At 32.5% G+C, this 21,482-nt stretch carries 23 protein-coding genes; 15 read left to right on the plus strand and 8 right to left on the minus strand.

Translation table 11 applies throughout. The features are described 5' to 3' along the window. The first annotated feature begins 6 nt into the window (after positions 1 to 6). Entirely contained in the window at positions 7 to 384 is a 378-nt protein-coding gene (locus JJQ60_RS05665; RefSeq protein ID WP_201917575.1) for a DUF779 domain-containing protein, read from the plus strand. Here JJQ60_RS05665 and JJQ60_RS05670 read toward each other — a convergent pair whose 3' ends face one another. The 4 genes from JJQ60_RS05670 to JJQ60_RS05685 all read right to left on the minus strand — a co-directional run bounded on the left by JJQ60_RS05670 (position 385) and on the right by JJQ60_RS05685 (position 2,905). Then, positions 385 to 1,119: a Dph6-related ATP pyrophosphatase gene (locus JJQ60_RS05670; protein ID WP_201917577.1), complete on the minus strand. Its 735-nt coding sequence runs from the start codon at positions 1,117 to 1,119 to the stop codon at positions 385 to 387. After that, positions 1,119 to 1,538 carry a type II 3-dehydroquinate dehydratase gene (gene aroQ, locus JJQ60_RS05675; RefSeq protein ID WP_201917579.1) on the minus strand — a complete coding sequence of 140 codons (420 nt, stop codon included), beginning with the start codon at positions 1,536 to 1,538 and terminating at the stop codon, positions 1,119 to 1,121. The genes JJQ60_RS05670 and aroQ overlap by 1 nt, the downstream gene beginning before the upstream one ends. A gap of 3 nt (positions 1,539 to 1,541) precedes the next feature. Continuing rightward, positions 1,542 to 2,168: a porin family protein gene (locus JJQ60_RS05680; protein WP_201917581.1), complete on the minus strand. Its 627-nt coding sequence runs from the start codon at positions 2,166 to 2,168 to the stop codon at positions 1,542 to 1,544. 113 nt (positions 2,169 to 2,281) lie between these two features. Continuing rightward, a complete protein-coding gene (locus tag JJQ60_RS05685; protein WP_201917583.1) occupies positions 2,282 to 2,905 on the minus strand; it encodes a porin family protein in 624 nt (207 codons plus the stop codon). 150 nt (positions 2,906 to 3,055) lie between these two features. Here JJQ60_RS05685 and xerD point away from each other — a divergent pair, with 150 nt between their 5' ends. The 3 genes from xerD (at position 3,056) to JJQ60_RS05700 (ending at position 5,845) form a co-directional block, all read left to right on the plus strand. Further along, positions 3,056 to 3,952: a site-specific tyrosine recombinase XerD gene (gene xerD / locus JJQ60_RS05690; RefSeq protein WP_201917585.1), complete on the plus strand. Its 897-nt coding sequence runs from the start codon at positions 3,056 to 3,058 to the stop codon at positions 3,950 to 3,952. 83 nt (positions 3,953 to 4,035) lie between these two features. Continuing rightward, positions 4,036 to 4,911 (plus strand): hypothetical protein, encoded by an 876-nt coding sequence (locus JJQ60_RS05695; RefSeq protein WP_201917587.1) that lies wholly within the window; start codon positions 4,036 to 4,038, stop codon positions 4,909 to 4,911. Continuing rightward, complete coding sequence (locus tag JJQ60_RS05700) at positions 4,904 to 5,845, plus strand: leucine-rich repeat domain-containing protein (protein WP_201917589.1); 942 nt, start codon at positions 4,904 to 4,906, stop codon at positions 5,843 to 5,845. The genes JJQ60_RS05695 and JJQ60_RS05700 overlap by 8 nt, the downstream gene beginning before the upstream one ends. A gap of 19 nt (positions 5,846 to 5,864) precedes the next feature. On the opposite strand, the gene JJQ60_RS05705 is transcribed toward JJQ60_RS05700, so the two are convergent. Continuing rightward, the gene (locus JJQ60_RS05705) at positions 5,865 to 7,397 is read right to left on the minus strand and encodes an NAD(P)H-hydrate dehydratase (protein WP_201917590.1); all 1,533 of its coding nucleotides are present in this window, start codon (positions 7,395 to 7,397) and stop codon (positions 5,865 to 5,867) included. 416 nt (positions 7,398 to 7,813) lie between these two features. Between JJQ60_RS05705 and thrA the strand changes: the two genes are divergently transcribed. From thrA to thrC, 4 genes are read left to right on the plus strand one after another with little or no spacing between them, the layout of a single operon-like run. After that, a complete protein-coding gene (gene thrA, locus JJQ60_RS05710; RefSeq protein ID WP_201917592.1) occupies positions 7,814 to 10,258 on the plus strand; it encodes a bifunctional aspartate kinase/homoserine dehydrogenase I in 2,445 nt (814 codons plus the stop codon). 6 nt (positions 10,259 to 10,264) lie between these two features. Next, a complete protein-coding gene (locus JJQ60_RS05715) occupies positions 10,265 to 11,188 on the plus strand; it encodes a homoserine kinase (RefSeq protein ID WP_201917594.1) in 924 nt (307 codons plus the stop codon). Between the two features lie 3 nt (positions 11,189 to 11,191). Beyond that, positions 11,192 to 11,554 (plus strand): RidA family protein, encoded by a 363-nt coding sequence (locus JJQ60_RS05720; protein ID WP_201917596.1) that lies wholly within the window; start codon positions 11,192 to 11,194, stop codon positions 11,552 to 11,554. 21 nt (positions 11,555 to 11,575) lie between these two features. Then, positions 11,576 to 12,868, plus strand: coding sequence for a threonine synthase (gene thrC / locus JJQ60_RS05725; protein ID WP_201917598.1), 1,293 nt, complete (start codon positions 11,576 to 11,578; stop codon positions 12,866 to 12,868). A 43-nt stretch (positions 12,869 to 12,911) separates the two neighbouring features. Here thrC and JJQ60_RS05730 read toward each other — a convergent pair whose 3' ends face one another. After that, positions 12,912 to 13,799 (minus strand): M28 family metallopeptidase, encoded by an 888-nt coding sequence (locus tag JJQ60_RS05730; protein ID WP_201917600.1) that lies wholly within the window; start codon positions 13,797 to 13,799, stop codon positions 12,912 to 12,914. A 97-nt stretch (positions 13,800 to 13,896) separates the two neighbouring features. Between JJQ60_RS05730 and JJQ60_RS05735 the strand changes: the two genes are divergently transcribed. From JJQ60_RS05735 to JJQ60_RS05750, 4 genes are all read left to right on the plus strand, one after another. After that, positions 13,897 to 14,484, plus strand: coding sequence for a hypothetical protein (locus JJQ60_RS05735; RefSeq protein WP_201917602.1), 588 nt, complete (start codon positions 13,897 to 13,899; stop codon positions 14,482 to 14,484). Positions 14,485 to 14,576: 92 nt separating this feature from the next. After that, the gene (gene gshB, locus JJQ60_RS05740; RefSeq protein ID WP_201917604.1) at positions 14,577 to 15,608 is read left to right on the plus strand and encodes a glutathione synthase; all 1,032 of its coding nucleotides are present in this window, start codon (positions 14,577 to 14,579) and stop codon (positions 15,606 to 15,608) included. Further along, the gene (locus JJQ60_RS05745; RefSeq protein ID WP_201918199.1) at positions 15,601 to 16,431 is read left to right on the plus strand and encodes an N-formylglutamate amidohydrolase; all 831 of its coding nucleotides are present in this window, start codon (positions 15,601 to 15,603) and stop codon (positions 16,429 to 16,431) included. Before gshB ends, JJQ60_RS05745 begins: the two co-directional genes overlap by 8 nt. Before the next feature lie 75 nt (positions 16,432 to 16,506). After that, positions 16,507 to 17,664, plus strand: a complete 1,158-nt coding sequence (locus JJQ60_RS05750; RefSeq protein ID WP_201917605.1) for a flavohemoglobin expression-modulating QEGLA motif protein — start codon at positions 16,507 to 16,509, stop codon at positions 17,662 to 17,664. A 7-nt stretch (positions 17,665 to 17,671) separates the two neighbouring features. Here the strand turns inward: JJQ60_RS05750 and JJQ60_RS05755 are convergent, their stop codons facing one another. Beyond that, on the minus strand, positions 17,672 to 18,073 hold the full coding sequence (locus JJQ60_RS05755) for a hypothetical protein (RefSeq protein WP_201917606.1): 402 nt from the start codon (positions 18,071 to 18,073) through the stop codon (positions 17,672 to 17,674). A gap of 237 nt (positions 18,074 to 18,310) precedes the next feature. Here JJQ60_RS05755 and gcvT point away from each other — a divergent pair, with 237 nt between their 5' ends. The 3 genes from gcvT (at position 18,311) to JJQ60_RS05770 (ending at position 20,770) form a co-directional block, all read left to right on the plus strand. Then, positions 18,311 to 19,393 (plus strand): glycine cleavage system aminomethyltransferase GcvT, encoded by a 1,083-nt coding sequence (gcvT, locus tag JJQ60_RS05760; protein WP_201917608.1) that lies wholly within the window; start codon positions 18,311 to 18,313, stop codon positions 19,391 to 19,393. Between the two features lie 83 nt (positions 19,394 to 19,476). After that, entirely contained in the window at positions 19,477 to 20,292 is an 816-nt protein-coding gene (locus tag JJQ60_RS05765; protein WP_201917610.1) for a sugar nucleotide-binding protein, read from the plus strand. A 58-nt stretch (positions 20,293 to 20,350) separates the two neighbouring features. Next, the gene (locus tag JJQ60_RS05770; RefSeq protein ID WP_201917612.1) at positions 20,351 to 20,770 is read left to right on the plus strand and encodes a thiol-disulfide oxidoreductase DCC family protein; all 420 of its coding nucleotides are present in this window, start codon (positions 20,351 to 20,353) and stop codon (positions 20,768 to 20,770) included. 409 nt (positions 20,771 to 21,179) lie between these two features. Here the strand turns inward: JJQ60_RS05770 and JJQ60_RS05775 are convergent, their stop codons facing one another. Further along, positions 21,180 to 21,371: a hypothetical protein gene (locus JJQ60_RS05775; RefSeq protein ID WP_201917614.1), complete on the minus strand. Its 192-nt coding sequence runs from the start codon at positions 21,369 to 21,371 to the stop codon at positions 21,180 to 21,182. Positions 21,372 to 21,482 lie beyond the last annotated feature (111 nt).

Here is a 21,482-nt window from a genome sequence, read left to right on the forward strand (position 1 = left end):
AGACTTATGATTGAACGGGTTAAAATTACAGATGCTGCAAAAGCTATAATTAATACCCTTTCAAAACAACATGGGGAGTTGATGTTTCATCAGAGCGGTGGATGCTGTGATGGCTCATCCCCAATGTGTTTTGAAAAAGGAGAATTAATGATCAATGAAACCGATATACGTCTTGGGCAAATTCATGGATGTGATTTCTACATGTCTAATGATCAGTTTGAATACTGGAAACATACCCAACTAACTGTAGATGTTGTAAAAGGGCGTGGAGCCAGTTTTTCTTTAGAAATTCCGTTAGGAGTTCGATTTATTATTAAATCAAGAATATATAAAGAAGATGAATTAAATAAATTGAGCCCGGTTTATATCGGAGAAAATAGATGATTAGATAGGTTTTAAATCACAATACCAAAAAGATGCATCCCAGTTTCTATTATCTTCTTGATCCTTAGCAAAACAATTATCATCTTCATTTTTTGATGGTTCATAACCGCGAAGAATCTTTTCACCTATTTCAAACTGTATGGGATGCTTAAATATTGGTCCATCATAAACGAAAGTATGAAACTCACCATTTTCTCCACAAGGATCGACATTTGGAGGTAAATCGTTTAAGAATGATGCATCCAAAACTCTTCCACAGAAAGATTCGTCAAGATATTTGGCATTAACACAAACGGTTATTGCCTTAAAACCCAATGCTATAAACTCTAATAACAACTCTTTGGTATTTCTTTTCCATAATGGAAAAACACATTGGATTCCTGATGGTTGCAACTGATCCTCGCGATACTTTTTTAAATCTTCTAAAAAGATATCTCCGAAAACACAATGGGTATACCCATCACCTACCAGTTTTGAAACAGTGGTTCTCATTGCTTCGTTATAAGACGACATAGAAACCTGTGCAGGGAGCTTAATTTTTTCGAGGGGTATATCTAAACTATCAACTTGTAAATCTAGTAGCTCTTCCCTCAAACCATGCATAGAAACACGTTCATAATCTTTATTGACAGTAGTTAGCAATTTTGTTACCTCGAAGTCTTTTTCCTGAAGTATATAATATAAAGCTAAACTAGAGTCTTTACCACTACTCCAATTAAAATAAGTTGTATGCATTATTGGGTTAAAAAACTTTGTATTGCCAAGATATAACTTTGTAAGCCAAAACCAAGAATAACTCCTTTAGCATTTGGTGAAATATAAGATTGATGTCTAAATTCTTCTCTACCAAACGTATTAGAAATATGAACTTCTACAACAGGAGTAGATATAGCTTTAATAGCATCTCCAATCCCGATTGAAGTATGCGTATACGCTCCAGCATTAAGAATAACACCATCATAATGATCATCTGCCTCCTGGATTTTGGTAATAATCTCCCCTTCTATATTAGATTGAAAATAAGATAATTCAAGCTTAGAAAATCTGGTTTGCAAATCGTCGAAAAACTCTTCAAATGTTTGATTACCATATATCCCAGGCTCTCTTTTACCTAAAAGGTTGAGATTAGGCCCATTAACTATAATTAATTTCATGCGTTATTCTTGTGATTGTTGTCTTCTATTATTTTTGGTTTTAAATAAATAACCAACAGATAGTTGAGCAATTGAATGATTACTCGAAATATCATTTATATCTGTATTAAAAACATTATTCAGCCCTAAGGTATAGTGTACCTGAAAAAACAAACCACTTTCTGCTTTAAACCCAGCTCCAAAAACCCAACCAAAATCAAAATCATTGTATGTATTAAAGAACTCATCGGTCTCATCACCTATAGAGTTAGACTCATTAGCCAATGTGGCAAATCGTGGTCCTGTTTCAAAACTAAATTTGGGTACAAAATAATATTTTGCAATAAGGGGAAGTGCTAAATAATTTAAGCTAATTTCATTCTCAATACTATTTTCTTCAATAGTATATCCTTGTGCCGAATAAAGAACTTCTGCTTGTACAAAAAAGTTGGATGTTATCGGAAACTCTATTACAGCACCGAGATGCATACGTACTCTAGCATCTGTATTTTCAAGATCCCCTGTGATATTAGCATAGTTACCTCCAAATTTAAATCCGGCACGAGTATACAATGGATCCTCATCCTGAGCTAATAAAAAGTTGATCGAGGAAAACAATACAATAACAATTATAAATATGTTCTTATTCATATCATGCGTATATAACTTACATCAAAAGTAACTTTATTTTTTAATAAATAGTATAAATAAAAAAGCATCCTGAAAATCAGAATGCTTTTTAAAATAATTTCATAACAGATATGTTAGAACTTATATCCTGCTGATAATTGGATTACGGAATTCTGGTTTTTAACCAGACCTGACCCAAAACCGTCATTAATATTTGAAAGACCAAGATTGTATCTTGCATCAAAGAAAAGCCCCATGTCTAACTGGTAACCCGCTCCAAAGTTTACTCCATAATCGATAGTTTTGACAAAATCATCTACATCAACTTCAGTACTAAAACCTGCAGTATCTGCTTTAGTTTTGGCAGACACTAAAATTCCAATTTGCGGTCCTGCTTGTATACTTAATCCTTGTGCTACATAATATTTAGCCATTATTGGTATATTGATGTAATTCAGTTTGGTTGTACTATCAACATTTAAAGCACCTAAAAAACCATCGAAAACCACAGTATCAAATTGATATCCCTGAGAAGAATATACTAATTCTGGTTGAAAAGCAAGTTTTTCAGCTATAGGAACTTCTACTACAGCACCTATATGAAAACTTGTTAAACCGCTCAAACCGCTTATACCATCTCCATTAAGTGAGGCGAAGTTTAATCCTGCCTTTGCCCCAAATCTTATTTTTTCCTCTTGTGCATTAGCAACAATACTAAACGATGCCAATACAATAACTAATAAAAGTCTTTTTATCATTTTTTGTTTTTAAAAATTCGGAGGCAAAACTAAAATTTTTGTTTAAAAGAGCTAAAACTTTCTTAATAATTTTTCAGATTTTTCTGACTTCATTTAAAATTATAATTTTAAGCATCTTACTATGTTTTTTCTTTTTATATCTTAGTCAGGATGAAATGGAATCACGCTATTAAAGACTATACAAACTATTTGAGAATTGAACGAGGGCTATCAGAAAATTCTATTATTAATTATGTTTTTGATGTTGAGCGACTGTTAAAATTTCTTGACGCAAATGAAATAAAAAGTGATCCGCTCTCAATCGAAACAGATACACTCCAACAATTTGTTTTTGAAACCGCTAAACTTGTTAATGCCAGATCGCAATCAAGGATCATTTCAGGGTTAAAAAGTTTTTTTAACTATCTCGTTTTTGAAGACTATAGAGAATCCAACCCTATGGAGCTTATAGAAGCTCCTCGAATTGGACGAAAGCTACCAGATACGTTATCCGTAAAAGAAATAGACCAAATAATTGGTGAAATAGATTTAGGTAAACCAGAAGGTGAACGCAATCGGGCAATGATAGAAACCTTATACGGATGCGGATTACGAGTTAGCGAACTTATAGAATTAAAGCTTTCTAATCTTTTTTTTGATGAAGGGTTTATAAGTGTTACAGGAAAAGGAAATAAACAACGCTTCGTACCGATTGCAGAGAATACTCAAAAGTTTATTACAATCTATAAAAACGAAATACGAAACCATATTGCCATACAAAAAGGGTTTGAAGATACCTTATTCTTAAATCGAAGAGGAAAACAATTAACTCGAGCTATGGTTTTTACCATCGTAAAACGATTGGTTGAAAAATCTGGAATACATAAAACAGTAAGTCCGCATACCTTTAGACACTCTTTTGCAACGCATTTATTAGAAAACGGTGCGGATTTAAGAGCTATACAACTTATGCTTGGTCATGAAAGTATAACCACCACAGAAATTTATATGCATATCGACCGAAGCCACTTAAGCGAAGTTATTCATAATTTTCATCCAAGAAAGTAGATATGAATCACAGCCGTTTAAGATCATCTATTTTCTCGATTATATTTTTATACTGTTCAATATTATATTCTCAAAAATTGCAAGTGGATGGAGGGGTTCTTCTTAATGCCGAAATCACCCTTGGAAATCAAAATCAATGGCTAAAACTGGGGCTTTTTGGATTTGGCACGATAAATTATGGAGATATATCTTTAGAGAGTGGGATATCATTTGCCTCTTATCAGTTTATTAAACGCCATACAATGAGAATATCAGGATTGGCATATTCTTATGAGTTTTTTGCATTAGGAGGAATAGGAAAAAACAGTAATCTTTTGGGTTCTTCTGTTTCCAACATGAATACCTCAGTTTTATTTAACCCCTATGGAAAAGGAGGTTTCAATGGTTTAGGATTTGGATTTGGCAAAGATTTTTTACCTAAAGAATTAAAAACTTATGGAATAAGGAGAGGAGCATTATTATTAAGGTTTAGCAATGCAAATCATAACATTCATTTTGCGTTTCTTAATGATTTTAAAATAGGCTGGTTTAATGGATCCAGAACAGATTATGGCGTAACGGGTTCACTAGATATTGGGTTTTCAAAAATTGAAGACCTTAATACTATTTATCAGCTCGGATTAGGAGTAGATCTTTTTACCCCTAGACCTGATTATAGCAAATCCCCAAGAAACCCCATAAACTCTGATGATAGCAGAAAAAATGTATGGTATACTTTGCCTCCATTTAAAAGCTTATTTTATGGAAACATATACACTTATGGGACGTATCAAAAGGATAATTATACGCTACATACAAAATTAGGGATGAATAGCCAAAAAGCAGGCGCCTATATTCAAAACACATTGCATGATGGTATTGGTTTAAATCCTCGATTTCCATGGCGAGTAGATGTGAAAGATAAATTGTATATAGAAATTTCTGGAAACGTTCTCTTAAAAGAAAATACTAATGACTAGAAAACTTTCATTTTTTACAGGATTGTTTTTATTGGTATTTTTTACCTGTTGTAATACATATGTCAATTTTTATAGTCATACGTATACATCTATTCCAAATACCGATACCACTAAAGTTTATCGATTAGATTTAAGTTATCAAAACCTGGATTCTTTACCTGATAATATCTCAAAGATAGAATCTTTAAAAATGCTAAACATTAGTGGTAATTCAAACATAGACTTAACAAGAGTGTTTCAAAAAATAGCATCAAAAGAAAGTTTAGAAATATTAATTCTTGACAGTTTAGCTATATCAAGTATCCCGAAATCTATAAGCGAGTTTTCAAATCTGAAACAATTGTCAATTGCATATAATCCAGATTTAGAACTTAAACAAGTTTTTGAAATTATTCCAAAAGATCAATTAGAATTTTTAAACCTTAAAGGGAATAATATTAAAAATTTACCTAATAATATCATTAAACTAAAAGCTTTAAAGGATCTAAACCTTTCATATAATACAATAACAGATTCTAATAGCTATACTCTTTTAGGTCAATTACCAAAATTGTATTCGCTATGGATTGATAATAATAATTTAGAAGAGTTACCCGAAACCATAGGTCATCTTAGACAATTGCGATTTCTCTATATAGATCAAAATAAATTAAAGATGCTACCAAATTCAATGTCCAAAATGAGTAAGTTATGGGTAGTTCATGCAGGTTACAATAAGTTTCAGGAATTGCCTATTGTTTTTACTGAAATGCGCTCTTTATTTATGGCACATATCAACAACAATAATATTAGATCTATTCCGCAAGTTTATGAATCTGCCAAATACCCATTAGCAGGTTTAATTTTAGATAACAATCCTATATCAGAAAAAGAGCGCATAAAAGCTAAAAAAATATTTAAGGGATTTTTTCTACTATCTTTTGAACAGAAATAAAACTATTGAGAAATTAAAATTAAGATTTTTCTTTTCTTATATCCGGTGTCTTAAACAATCCCAAAAAGGCCAAACCAATTTTTGAAATAATATCTGAAGCCATTAGCGATTCAAAACCAGTTTCTAATGCAACGATATCCCCTGCACTTCCATGTAAATACACTCCAAAAACTGTAGCTTGCAAGGCATCGTATCCTTGAGATAGTAGCCCTGTAATAATTCCTGTTAACACATCACCACTTCCTGCGGTTGCCATACCAGGATTCCCTGTATTATTTATATACATTTGATCACCATAAATTATTAAAGAATTAGCTCCTTTTATAACCACAATACAACGATGTTTTTTAGAAAATGATTTTGTCTTTTCTATTTTCTCAAAATCATCTTTCCACGCTCCTATCAGTCTTTCTAGCTCTTTTGGATGTGGTGTTAATATTGTATTTTCATTTAGACTTTCGATAAGTTCAGGGTGTTTTGCCAAAATATTGATCCCATCGGCATCAATAACTAGTTGCGAAGTATTCTCTTTTAGAAATTCTTCAAAGGCCTTTATTGTTTTTTCACTCGTTCCTATTCCTACTCCAATACCTACAGCAGATGGCTTAAAATCTAGTCTAATTTCCGAAAGTTCATCGTCATCATCTGTTATTACCATAGCCTCGGGCACCGATGTCTGTAGCACTTCATACCCACATTCTGGAACATAAGCCGTAATTAGACCCGCACCCGTTCTTAAAGCCGCTTTTGTTGCCAAAACTACACTTCCAATTTTACCATAACTCCCTCCTACTATAATACTGTGTCCATAATTGCCTTTATGACTATATTTATATCTTGAACGATATAATGGTAATATTTCATTCTTACTAATTAATTCTGCTATTCCTGGTTGTTGTTGTAAATAATTTTGATCTAATCCTATATCTATGACTTCAAGATCCTGAGTATATATTCCTGTTTGTGGTAAGAAGAAAATTAATTTAGGCGTTTGAAATGTAACCGTTACACTGGCAAAAATTGCGCCTTGAGGATCATCTGGAGCTTTATCTGCATATAAACCTGAAGGAATATCCACCGATACAGTAAAGCTTCTAGAAGTATTAATGTGTTTTATTAATGAAGTCACCCATGGTAATAGAGGTCTACTAAGTCCGATACCAAAAATAGCATCAATCACCATATCCTTTGAGTTAATTTCTGGAAAATCTTCTTCAGATTTTATTTGAATAGGCCATTCTTTGGAAATATCTTTAAAGCGATCATAATTTACCAAAAATTCTTTGGAGCGGTTATCACTGAAGTTAACTATATACACCTTTACATTATAACCATGTTCAACTAATAATCTTGAAATAACCAACCCATCACCTCCGTTGTTACCTAATCCGCAAAACACATGAACAAGCATTGGAGCTCCTTGTAATTTCTCATGAATAAGATTGAATACTTTTGTAGCGGCATGCTCCATTAATTCTAATGAAGTTATGTTCTTGGATTGCATGGTTGCTTCATCGGCCTTTCGCATTTGCTGCGCAGAAAATATTTTCATGTATCTATTTTAGTTTAGTATAGCAATGTTACAATAACATAGAAATTAATACCAGTTTGGTAGCATCACAGTTGCGGTTTGATATTTTTATTAGGAATTCTATAATGAAATAAGTCTTAAATTACTGAATTAACAAAAGTTTAAGGATAGTATTAATTTAATTTTCTCTAAAAGTAAAAAATTATACATTTGAATTAAAATATAAGGCAAACTAATGTTTAGTACAGTAGCTATCATAATTTTTTTAACCATATTAGGAATGATTATCATTTCTGGGGCAACTTCTATTACACGTACTACAACAATTATTACCCTTAGGGGTTAATTTATTTTCATATCACCAACAAAATGAGTACGTAGTTAATATAACTACCGAAAGCAAGCCTTAAACATTAATTTCAATTTAAAAATATATTATGAACGTTCTAAAATTTGGAGGTTCTTCTGTTGCTAATTCAGCGACTATAGAAAATGTAATCGATATCATAAAAAAGCAATCAAAAAAAGCCCCCATATATGTGGTCGTTTCTGCCATGGGTGGAATAACAGACTTGCTAATACAAGCTGGTAAAGAAGCTTCAGAAAACAATGAAAACTATAAAAAAACACTTTTAGAAATCGAAGAACGGCATTTTACCGCAATAAAAGAGCTTATTCCGGTGGTTTCACAAAGTGCCGTAATCAGTAAAGTAAAAACAGAATTAAACAAACTGGAATCTTTATGTGTTGGGGTTTTTCTACTAAGCGAATTGTCTCCAAAAACCGAAGCTGTAATTGCAAGTTTTGGTGAGATGCTCTCTTCGTATATCATTGTAGAAGCAGCAAAAATTAAAGGGTTAGACATTGTTCTTAAGGATTCAAGAGATTTTATTATCAAGACAATAAATTCTAAAACTGCTATTGACTACAAAGAAACAAATAATAGAATTCAAGATTTTTTGAATAATAATGCGCATAAGATTAGTCTTTTTCCTGGGTTTGTTGCAAGAACTCAAGATGGAGAACCTACTACACTAGGAAGAGGTGGTTCTGATTTTACCGCTGCTATTCTTGCCGCGGCGGTAGACGCACAAGAACTGCAAATATGGACCGATGTAAGTGGTATGTATACAGCAAATCCTAAGCTTGTAAAGCAAGCAAGACCGGTTCGTCATATCTCGTATCAGGAAGCAATGGAGCTTTCCCATTTTGGAGCTAAGGTTATTTACCCTCCTACGATACAACCGGTTCTTGAAAAAGATATTCCAATTGTAATCAAAAATACTTTTGAACCCGTAGATCAAGGAACTCTTATTACAAGAAAAGTTGATAATAAACAAAATGCCGTAACGGGTATTACGCACATTGATGATATAGCCATCTTATCACTAGAAGGCAGTGGAATGATCGGAATTCCGGGATTTTCAAAACGTTTATTCGAAGCACTTTTTTTAGAAAATATAAATGTAATTTTAATTACTCAAGCATCATCAGAACATTCTATATGTTTGGCAGTAGATGTCTCTGAAGCCGAAAGAGCAAAAACAATATTGGATGCTACTTTTGAATTTGAGATCTCTAAACACAAAGTAAACCCTGTAAAAATTGAAAATGATGCAGCTATAGTAGCTTTAGTTGGTGATAATATGTATCATCATCAAGGGCTTAGCGGAAAAATGTTTAGCACCTTAGGTAAAAACAATGTAAACATCAGAGCGATTGCACAAGGTGCATCAGAAAAAAACATCTCTGTTGTTATCGAGAAAAAGGACATAAAGAAAGCATTAAACACTTTACATGAACGATTTTTTGAAGTAAAAACAAAACAATTAAACTTATTTGTCACTGGGGTTGGTAATGTTGGAAGTAAGTTAATTGGTCAATTAGAACAACAAAAAAAATACCTCAAAGATAAGTTACGTCTCAAAATTAGAGTTATAGGTCTATCAAATTCTAGAAAAATGGTTTTTGATGAAAATGGTATCGACTTAAACATCTGGGAAGAATCTCTTGCAAAAGGAAAAAAAGCTAATGCACTTGAGTTTTTTGAGACCGCCAAACAAATGAATCTTCGTAACTCAATTTTTGTAGATAATACTGCCAATCCGGATATAGCAAAAGTCTACAAACATTATTTAGGAGAGAGTATGGCCGTAGTTACTTGTAATAAGATTGCATGTGCAGATGAATATACTAATTATGAAGAACTACAAGATTTATCCAGAAAATTTAATGCGTCCTTTTTATATGAAACCAATGTCGGAGCGGGTTTACCAATCATCGATACGCTAAACAATCTAATTGCATCAGGTGATAATATTCACAAAATACAAGCGGTTCTATCTGGTAGTTTAAATTTTGTATTCAATAATTATGCAGAGGGTGTAACATTTCATGATATTGTAAAGCAAGCTCAGGAAGAAGGGTATACTGAGCCCGATCCCAAAATCGATCTTAGCGGAGTTGATGTCGCTCGTAAGATCCTTATCTTAGCTCGTGAAAGTGGAAAAGTTATGGAGCTCGAAAATATTGAAAAAGAAGCTTTTTTACCGCAAGAGAGTTTGGATACAGCAAACGTTAAAGACTTTTTTGATTCGCTAAAAGAAAATGAAGATCATTTTAAAGCTATCTTAAATGAAGCAAATTCAAAGGATTGTCGCTTAAAATATGTTGCTCAATATGAAAATGAAAAAGCAAAAGTAGGGCTACAGTATATCCCAGCAGATCATCCATTTTATAACCTTGAAGGAAGCGATAACATTGTGCTTTTTTATACGGATCGATATCCAAAACAACCCTTAATTGTAAAAGGAGCCGGCGCAGGTGCAGATGTTACTGCTTCAGGAATCTTTGCTGATATTATACGAATTGGTAAAAAGTAGATCAAAATGAAAAGTGTAAAAATATTTGCTCCCGCTACTGTAGCCAACCTTTCTTGTGGATTTGATGTTTTGGGATGCTGCTTAGATACTGTAGGGGACGAAATGAAGATTTCTCTTACCAACAGTAATGAAGTGAAGATTACTAAAATTGATGGAGCAAACCTTCCCCTTGAAACGCACAAAAATGTTGCAGGTGTAGCAGTAGAAGCCTTATTAGCATCATATGAAAAAAAAGTAGGTGTAGATATTGAAATCTATAAAAAAATTAAAGCCGGTAGTGGTATAGGAAGTAGTGCTGCCAGTAGTGCAGGCGCCGTGTGGGCAGTAAATCATCTTTTAGAAAATCCTTTTACAGCTCAAGAATTGGTACAATTTGCTATGGAAGGCGAAAAATTAGCTAGTGGTAATGCCCATGCAGATAATGTAGCTCCTGCCCTCTTGGGTGGATTTACACTAGTACGAAGTTATGAACCCCTGGATGTAATCAAGCTTCATACACCAAAGGATTTGGTAATGACAGTAATTCACCCTCAAATCGAAGTAAAAACTTCAGATTCACGATCAATAATCAAACATAACGTATCCTTAAAACAAGCTATTCAACAATGGGGTAATGTCGGAGGATTAGTTACAGGGTTATTTACTGAAGATTATGATCTAATTGGTCGCAGTCTTCAAGATGTAATCATTGAACCCCTAAGGTCAATCTTAATTCCCGAATTTGATACCGTAAAAAAGGAGGTTATAGCAAAAGGAGCTTTAGGTTGTGGTATATCGGGTTCTGGTCCGTCTATTTTTGCTTTAAGTAAAGGAGAGCAAACTGCAAACATAGTGGCAGAAGCCATACAAGAAGTGTACAGTAAAACAGGACTTGATTACGACATTCATGTATCCAAGATTAATAGTCAAGGAGTCAAAATAATTGATTAAAAAATGAAGGAAATCAAAAAAATATCAAGTGGTGCTCCCTGGGAAGATATTGTAGGATATTCTAGAGCTATAAAAGTAGGTAATACTATAGAAATAGCCGGCACTACAGCAGAAGGTAAAGATGAATACGAGCAAACCGTAGCAATTATCAAAATTGCCGAAAAAGCTTTAAAGGAACTTGGAGCCGATTTAAGCAATGTAATTAGAACCAGAATGTACTGTACCAATATTTCAAATTGGGAAAAAATTGGTAAAGCGCATGGTGAGTTTTTTCGCGAAATAAAACCAACAGCTACAATGGTTGAAGTCTCTAAATTGATTTCGCCAAACATTTTAGTGGAAATAGAATTTTCTGCAATACTCTAATACGATAAAGAATATATACTAATGCAATATTACAGTCTAAATAATAATACAACAAAAGCATCTTTTTCTGAAGCGGTTATCAAAGGGATTGCTCCAGACAAAGGATTATACTTTCCAGAGCACATAGCACCTTTGCCAAAATCATTCTTTGATACTATCGAAACTCTTGATAATATCGAGATCGCCTATCAGGCAATCCGGCAATTTGTAGGTGACGAAATTCCGGAAACCGAATTAAAAGATATCCTTAATGATGTTCTAAGTTTTGAATTTCCTGTTGTAGAAGTTGAAGATAATATAGGTACTCTCGAATTATTTCATGGACCAACAATGGCTTTTAAGGATGTTGGAGCCCGTTTTATGGCACGGTGCCTCGGGTATTTTAATAAAAATAATGATAATCAAGTAACCGTTTTGGTAGCAACATCTGGCGATACTGGTGGTGCTGTTGCTAATGGATTTCTAGGTGTAAAAGGTGTTGATGTAGTTATTCTTTATCCTTCTGGTAAAGTTAGTGACATACAAGAAAAACAGCTTACAACCCTTGGACAAAATATTGTTGCATTAGAAATCAATGGAGTGTTTGACGATTGTCAAGACATGGTAAAAACTGCCTTTTTGGATAGTGATATTACAGATTATAGACAATTAACATCTGCCAACTCTATTAATGTTGCAAGATGGCTTCCACAGTTATTCTACTTTTTGTTTGCCTATAAACAAGTTAAAAGTAAAGGAAAAGATGTAGTTTTTTCTGTTCCAAGCGGAAATTTTGGGAATATCTGTGCAGGTATCGTTGCTCACAAATTAGGGCTACCAGTAAAACAATTTATAGCGTCAACAAACATAAATGATACGGTAGTTCGATATTTAGAAACATCTAAATACGCTCCAAAACCATCAAAAGCTACAATTTCTAATGCTATGGATGTAGGTAATCCCAGTAATTTTATTCGAATACAAAAACTTTTTGATAATAATTTCGAGCAATTAAAACACTCTTTTTCTGCTTTTAGTTTTGATGACTCACAAACCAAAGAAGCTATGAAAAAAATATTTGACACTACAGGTTACATTGCTGATCCGCATGGAGCCGTAGGCTATTTAGGATTGAAAAAGCAAGGTCTTAATGGTAATGATTATGGTATTTTCTTAGAAACGGCTCATCCCGTAAAGTTTTTAGATGTTGTGGAAGAGACTCTAAACACAACTATTGAAATACCATCACAAATACAAAAAGTAATGAATAAAGAGAAAAAAAGCTATTCCATTAATAGCTATAAAGAATTAAAGCAGTTCTTATTACGCAAATAAGAACTGCTTTAAATTATTGATTTATTTTTTAGTATAGAACTATTTATTCTTTAGCCATTGCCTTCATTACATTATACACAATACTAGTAGTAGATGCAAGGTATTTGAAGTTAACGGTAGTATACTTATCAGAACTTTGCTTCACAAATGGAGAGTTATCAGCATTTTTAAGTTCTGCAGTAAGTGTTACTGTATCATAACCAAAGTTAGAAAAGAATCTACTCTCTGGTGTAGCTACAGTTCTCTTATAAATTGGCACAGGAGATTCTATACGGTATAAAGACTCTAAACTAAGATTAGAAGCAAGCATTTCTATAGCTCTATCTTCATCATTATCCCATCCCATATAATCCGATCTATGCATCGAATGTATATTATACCCTTCAGTTTGTAACATTTTGGTAAACATTCGAGTTCCGATCATATTACTTTTCCAATGGTCAAAAAATACAACCATGAAATTTTTATTTCGTTCCTCTAACTCTGCCAATTTTTTAGCTACATAATATGCAATAGCAATACCAGTGGCATTATGTATTGCTCCAGGGCTATTCTCTACAGTATCATAATGCGCACAGATTATAACATACTCATCACTACCATTAGTAGCAGGAATTGTTGCATAAATATTAGAGCCTTGAAACTGATCTCCTTTTTTATTCTTTACGTTATAATCATTCCTTTCTGGCTTTAGTCCAATCTCTTTAAGGGAGTTTGATAAAAAATCAGCAGTAATTTTTCTTTCAGAAGCACTTGCTCTGCTCGATAACGTTTTCTTTCCTTTAATAGGTTCATGGCCAGTTAACTTACCAACGACAGTTCGTTGGATGTTAATAATTTCGGCTTCAATTCGTTCTTCTTCAGTTTGAGCTGGGGCTAGCTGAATAGCAAAAACAAATACTAGTAGTAAAAATGTTCTATAATAATTCATTTTGTAGGTTTTGTATTCCATTTAATTTAACACAAATTTAGGCAAATAATATAATAATCCAATTTATTACTTTTATTCCTAAAATAACACATCGAATATGAATTTTCCAAAAACCGTGCCCTTTTTTTTTATTTTACTACTTTTTTTGCAGTGTAAAACACATAATTCGCAACAAAACCTTTTAATAACAGAAGAAAACTGGCGTTCAGAAATTATTGATTTTCCTTTAGAATTTGCCCCATCATTAGAATATTTTGGTACAGAACACATTCGTTTTGCTCCAGGATGGGGTAAAAAAAATGCAGCTGATTATTTTTCTTATGCTTTTTTATGGATACTAGATCAAGATCCCGAACTATCTTCAAAAAAATTAGAATCTGATATGGAAACCTATTTTGACGGTTTAATAAAAGTTATTTCTAAAGAAGAATTGAAGTCTAATATTGACATTACAAAATCAAAAGCTTTCTTCGAAAAGGTAAATGATTCTGTATATGCCGGAAAAATATTAACCTATGATCCGTTTACAACAAGAAAGGATGTAAATCTCAATATTATAGTTACTTATAGATATTGCACCTTAGAAAAAAAACATCTTGCATTATTTAATATATCACCCCAGGCACCTGAACATCAAATATGGAAGAAAATGAAAAAGATAGCAATTGATCTTACGTGTGAATGAGACATTTCCTTTTTGATACCTAAAATTTATTTCTATTTTTTCTTGATTTTATCATAAAAAACGTAAATTTTTACTTTCAAAAATCATCTGCAATGAATGTTTGTTTTTTAATGTATCCCTGGGAAGAAATCGATCCAGAGAATGATACATCACTGACTTTAATCCATGAATGTACCAAGCGTGGTCATGGAGTTGCACTTGCTACTCCTTCAAATCTTACCATTAGAGATAGTGTTACGTTCTCTTTTTGTAAAGTCATTAATAGAGTTGAAAAAATTTCTTCTTCATTAAAATCTTTCCATACCAAAACTACCTTTAGGGATGAAATGCTACCACTAGCAGGGTTTGATGTGATTATTTTACGCAGTAATCCGCCATTAGATATGATTATGCTGAACTTTCTGGATTCTGTAAAAGATGATGTATTTATCATAAATGATATAGATGGTATACGCAGATCAAACAACAAATTATATACAGCGGCTTTTGAGGATATTGAAACACACTTTATCCCTAAAACTCATGTAACAAAAAACAAAGATTATTTAATAAAAATGATCAAAGAAGCTCCAAATGATAAAATGATTTTAAAGCCATTAAACGGTTTTGGTGGTTCTGGAGTTATTCTTATAGAAAAAGGAGCTATGCGTAGTATTCGATCATTACTTGATTTTTATATCGATAATAAAGATGGCTCTACCAATTATGTAATCCTACAGGATTATATTGAAGGAGCAGATCAAGGAGACGTACGTATTCTTATTCTTAATGGAAAACCTATTGGTGCTATGCGCAGAATTCCAGGCGAAGATGATCATAGATCAAATGTAACTGCCGGAGGTTCTGTTGTAAAACATTCTCTCACAAAACAAGAAAAAGAATTATGTCGTAAGATTGGGCCTAAATTAGTAAAAGATGGTCTTTATTTTGTTGGTATTGATGTTATTAATGGAATGTTAGTCGAAGTTAATGTAATGAGTCCGGGTGGTATAACGTATATCAACAAAAAATATAAGGTCAAACTTCAGGAAAAAGTTGTGGATTTTATCGAGGATAAAGTGGTACAGCGAGTAAATAGGTTTGATAGAAAAGCAAAATTGAGAAAAACTGTAGATGATGCATAAGCTATCTATTGATGAAATTATTGCTGCAATAAACGCTGAGACACCTTTTTTTGCCGTTGCCGAAGATTATTCATTTACACTAAAAATTGATTCCTATGCGCATTATATCTGTGGTGCTGTTCATGACGGGCATCAATTTCGTAAAGAACTATGGAGCAATTGCTTACATTCTGAGTATGATCGATGGTATGAAGAAGATCCGGCAACAAGACAAATGATTCAGGATCACCCAATCGTAATTGCAGGATGTGACTCCAGGTTTGAATATGATTTAAATAGAGCTCCTGAAAATGCAATCTATGAAGACGCCTGGGGGAAACAATTATGGAAAAAACCGCTATCAGATGATTTTAAAAATCGCTCTTTGAAAAAACACCATAATTTCTACAAAGTAGTTCATGCGTTAGTATCAAAAATCGAATCTAAATACGGTTCTGCAATTGTTTATGATATGCACTCTTACAATTGGCGTCGTTGGAATCGAGAAGTTCCAGTAATTAACTTAGGAACTACAAATATAGATAACTCAAAGTACGACGTTTTTGCACAATCATGGTGTGAAACCTTGTCAAAAATTGAGTTACCTAATGGAATTAACACCACTGCTGGTATCAATAATACTTTTCAGGGTAATGGATATTTTCTGAAATATATCACGCAAAACTTCAATAACACGCTTGTATTAGCTACCGAATTCTCTAAAATATACTGCCACGAATTAGAATACATTATGTATCCAGAAGTTGTAACTGCAATTCAAAATGACCTGAATATGCGACTTCCAAAACATGCAAATGTATTTTATGATAGTGTTATAAGATAACTAGCACTATTTGTTAATCTGCGTTTTTTGCAGTTAGTTTGCGGTACTAGAACATGAAGGAATAAAAACAATATAATGATTGAAGATGTAGTATCAACATATAGCGATCTTTTTGAAATAGATCAAAATCTGGATAGATTGGTTAAGAATATCGAACTTCTTAATTTTCTTAACCCATTAAATATTGAACAGGAAAAAAAGAACTTTTTTGCTTGTAAATATAGAAAGAATCCTGTCTTCAAGTATCGTAAAATTAAGTTCAATCCTTATAAAATGCAGCGGTTATTTTTTAGCCAGCGATTAGAACGTATAGAAGATGATCAGGTAAGAAAATTATATCAAGATATCATATATGAATATTCGGGTTTGATACACTGTATCGAAACCATAGGAACTGGAAAAAGTTTTTATTATAATTCTTTGAAAGTATTTGGAACACCCAAAGAGCGTGATGTAGAAAATGCACGTTTTATTCTTCACTTTGAAGACGAACAACCTACAGATGATTTGATAAAAAAAATCTCTGCTAATGAAGCAGAATCATACTTTGAAGATTTTGCAAAACGATATACATTCGATTTAAATATTAAAAAATCTACTCATATTTCAGCGGCAGCAATGGTACTTAATGCTTCTGAAACACTAGTTCTGAAAAAAAACCACAAGTTCAGCGATAATGATTTAAAAGTATTGGCTAATCATGAAATTGGAGTACACCTGGTAACAACCTTTAATGGAAAAAGCCAGCCTCTAAAAATATTTTCTAATGGTTTTGTGAATAACACAGAAACCCAAGAAGGCTTAGCTGTTTTTAGCGAATATTTGGCAGGTTGTCTTACTTTAAAACGAATGAAAGAATTAGCATATCGTGTAATCGCTGCTGATAGTTTAATCAAAGGATATGATTTTGCAGCTACTTTTGATCTATTGTACAGTCAATATAAATTAGATAGAGATACGGCCTGGCAAATTACATTAAGAGTACACCGAGGCGGAGGATTTACAAAAGATTATTTATACTTAACTGGGTTAAAAAAAATATATGATTATTACTATTCTAATCAAGATATGAATATCTTATTAACCGGTAAAGTTACTCTTGAGAATAAAGAAAGTATTGAAAGGCTACAGTACTTGGGGTTAGCGAATAAAAGTATTCATATTACAGATTCTTTTGAGCAAAACCTGAACACAAATGCAAAACTTGATTTTATTTTAAGAAATTTAAAATAAAAATACTCTATAACTTCCTAAATTTCTGTGCACACGCTTCAATACAAATAAAATTAAGGATAAGTTCTGCTTCATTCTTTTCAAAGAAAATAGTAATCACATCATCTTCACAACCTATATTTAATGTTGTATTTTCTAGGGAAAATGTACCGGAACTAGTGTCATTAGATGATGTAAATACATCACATAATGAACCATTTGTAGATACTATTGTGCCATTATTAAAGAATTCTAATGTAAAATCACTATCAACAGGTTGAAATGTACCACTCCCATCTCCTGGATCAACTAACTGTTCTACCAGCAACCATTTACCAACGATATCTGTACTTATATTTATTGTATCATCATCATCAGAACAAGATGTTACTACCATAAAACATATAACAATTACAATCAAATTTCGCATGACTTCCTTTTTATTATAAGATTATATTTTTCTGAAATGGTTGCTTCTCATAAAATATAATTGATATCCACCGATACTTTTGATTAATATAAATATTAGTAATGATTTCTGGGTTGATATTATTGAAAAATACATAGTATATAGAAACCAATAATTTATCAAGATTATAACAAAAAAGCATTGTGTAGCTAATCAAAGTTTTTTACTTTCGGCGTCAATTTCATAATCATTCATACAATGAAAAACACAGCATTAACTGAAACTCACATTGCTCTTGGAGCTAAAATAGTACCATTTGCAGGTTTTAATATGCCTGTATCATACGAAGGTGTAAATATTGAACATGAAACCGTTCGTAATGGAGTTGGTGTTTTTGATGTTTCTCATATGGGAGAATTTTTAATCTCAGGTCCTAATGCTCTGGATTTGATACAAAAAGTAACTTCTAATGATGCATCTAAATTAGTAGACGGTAAAGCACAATACAGTTGTTTACCCAATGACAAAGGCGGAATTGTTGACGACTTAATCGTATATAAGATCGCAGACGAAAAATACCTTATGGTTGTCAATGCATCAAATATTGAAAAGGATTGGCAATGGATCAGTAGTCACAATACGATGAAAGCTGAAATGCGGGATTTGTCTGATGAATATTCTTTATTAGCAATTCAAGGACCTAAAGCTGTTGCTGCAATGCAATCTTTAACATCTGTTGATTTAGAAAAATTAAAATTTTACACTTTTGAAGTAGCAGATTTTGCGGGAATAGAGCATGTAATTATTTCGGCTACTGGCTATACTGGTAGTGGTGGTTTTGAAATTTATTGTAAAAACTCTGAAGTACAACAAATATGGGATAGAGTATTTGAAGCCGGAGCAGATTTTGGAATAAAACCTATCGGATTAGCCGCTAGAGATACTTTACGATTAGAGATGGGGTATTGCCTATACGGTAATGATATTAATGATACCACCTCTCCTATTGAAGCTGGGTTAGGCTGGATCACCAAATTTTCTAAAGATTTTATCAATGCAGAGGCTTTAGCAAAAGAAAAAGAACGTGGTGCAGAACGTAAGTTAATAGGTTTTGAACTTGATGAACGCGGTATTCCTCGACATGATTATGATATTGTTGATGGCAATGGCAATACAATTGGTATCGTAACTTCTGGAACCATGTCGCCATCTTTAGGAAAAGGAATTGGATTGGGTTATGTTCCTTCAGTTTTTGCAAAACCTGGGAGCAAAATTTCTATTCAGGTTAGAAAAAAAGCAATTCCAGCTACAGTAGTGAAATTACCATTTTACAAAGGATAGTCTTACAATAAAAAATAGTATACTTAAGTTTCAAGGTTACTTCTGTAATTTTTGAAACTTAATTTTTTTATAAGTCATAACAATTGAAAAAAATTCTCATCATAGGAGCTAGTGGTTTTATAGGAAATGCCCTCTATAAAGAGCTGAATTCTTATTTTGATACCTATGGAACCTATCGTACCGACAATTCCTTTTTTGAAAAAAATCAAAAATTTTTTCAATATGACATGGAGACCGAGGATATTTCGATCTTACTTGACAACCTAAAACCTACTATTATTATTGCCGCACTACGAGGTAATTTTAATTCTCAAATAGACGCGCATCTTCGCATTATTAAATGGATTACAAATCATAAATGCAAACTTTTTTTTATATCTAGTGCTAATGTATTTGATTCTTTTAGCAACTATCCTTCTTACGAATACGATAAAACACTTAGTGACAGTGTTTTTGGAAGGTTTAAAATCAAAATAGAAAATGCCTTGATGCGATTACCACCTCATAAATATGTAATCGCTCGAGTGCCCATGGTTTTTGGAGCTACGAGCCCCAGGGTGCAAGAGCTCAAAACACTTCATGACCTCAAAGCGCCTATAGAAGTTTTTCCAAATGTTATCATAAATGTTACCACAATATTGAAGTTTACGCAACAAATACATTATATAATCAATCGAAATAAAAAAGGAATTTTTCATCTTGGAAGTACCGACCTAATTTATCATTTTGACCTAATAAAAGAGGTTTGTGATATGCTTCAACTAGAAGACCCTGTTTTTAAACAAGTCTATGATTCTAATAATGATCGTTACTTAGCTGTTTTGCCCAGAGATAATAAATTACCCAAAAATCTTCAAATTACAACACAACAAGTAATAGATTCGGTTATAATAAAATGATTCTTAATGAAGTCATAATTGAATGTATACAACTCATAATTCATAGTATCTTTGCAGTATGATTGAAGAAGGAAAAAAAATTATTTTGTTCGACGGTGTCTGTAATTTATGTAATGATTCAATAAACTTTGTAATAAAACGTGATAAAAATGATGTTTTTCGATACGCTTCTTTACAAAGTGAAATTGGCAAAAAACTAATTACTGAGAGAAATATTAATATTTCTAAAATAGACTCTATACTTTTGATAGATCCATCTGTTGCCTATTATTATAAATCAACAGCTGCTTTGCACATTGCGAAGCAGCTGTCCGGTATATATCCTTTATTTTCTGTTTTTTTCATTTTTCCAAGGTTCTTTAGAGACTGGATCTATGATATTATTGCCAAAAACAGATATAAATGGTTTGGTAAAAAAGAAGCTTGTATGATTCCGACACCAGAACTTAAAGCTCTATTTATTGATCAAAAAAATTGATCGGTTTTGTACTATCTCTATCTATTTATTGTGAAATAGATTGAGAATTCCTATTTGCATCCTGCAATTCTAAAGCTATATTGTCTTTACTCATTTTGTCCATGTTATCTATATGCACGAAAATTAAGCAAGCCATTGTAAAACAAATTAATGCTATAGGTATTAAAAATTGCTTCATACAATTATGTTTTGAATTTAGTTTGATTTGGAACAAAAAAAACACATCTATATTACGGTTTAAAAGTAATCATATGTAGATATTGTCAACAACATCATTCTAGAGTTCGTAATTATCCAATTAGAATTCGTTAGTCTAATTTTACAAAAAGGTCAAAACAGCTAAAATTATCTTGTATAAAACTTAATATTTTTCGTATTGATCAATAGTAATTGAATCCTTTTTCTCCCTTCATTTAATTTGAAGAACATCGTCTTTTGCGACAGAATGATTCGTTTTATTTTCTAAAAGGACATCATTTTGATGTTTTTTTCTTAATTCATCAGATTGAGACTCAAGTTTATTCACATTGTCAATATGCACAATACTAAGGCATATCACGGCAAATGAAATAAGAGATATGGGTAGGATGAATTGTTTCATAATAATGAGTGTTTATTAGTGTGGTATTGTGATACATCAAAAGTAAGTTTTAGAGTAATACAGCGTAAGGGGAGTTTACCTATAAATGAAAAGGGGTTTTTCCCCCCTATC

It is taken from the genome of Aquimarina mytili, assembly GCF_016735115.1.
Classification (GTDB): domain Bacteria; phylum Bacteroidota; class Bacteroidia; order Flavobacteriales; family Flavobacteriaceae; genus Aquimarina; species Aquimarina mytili.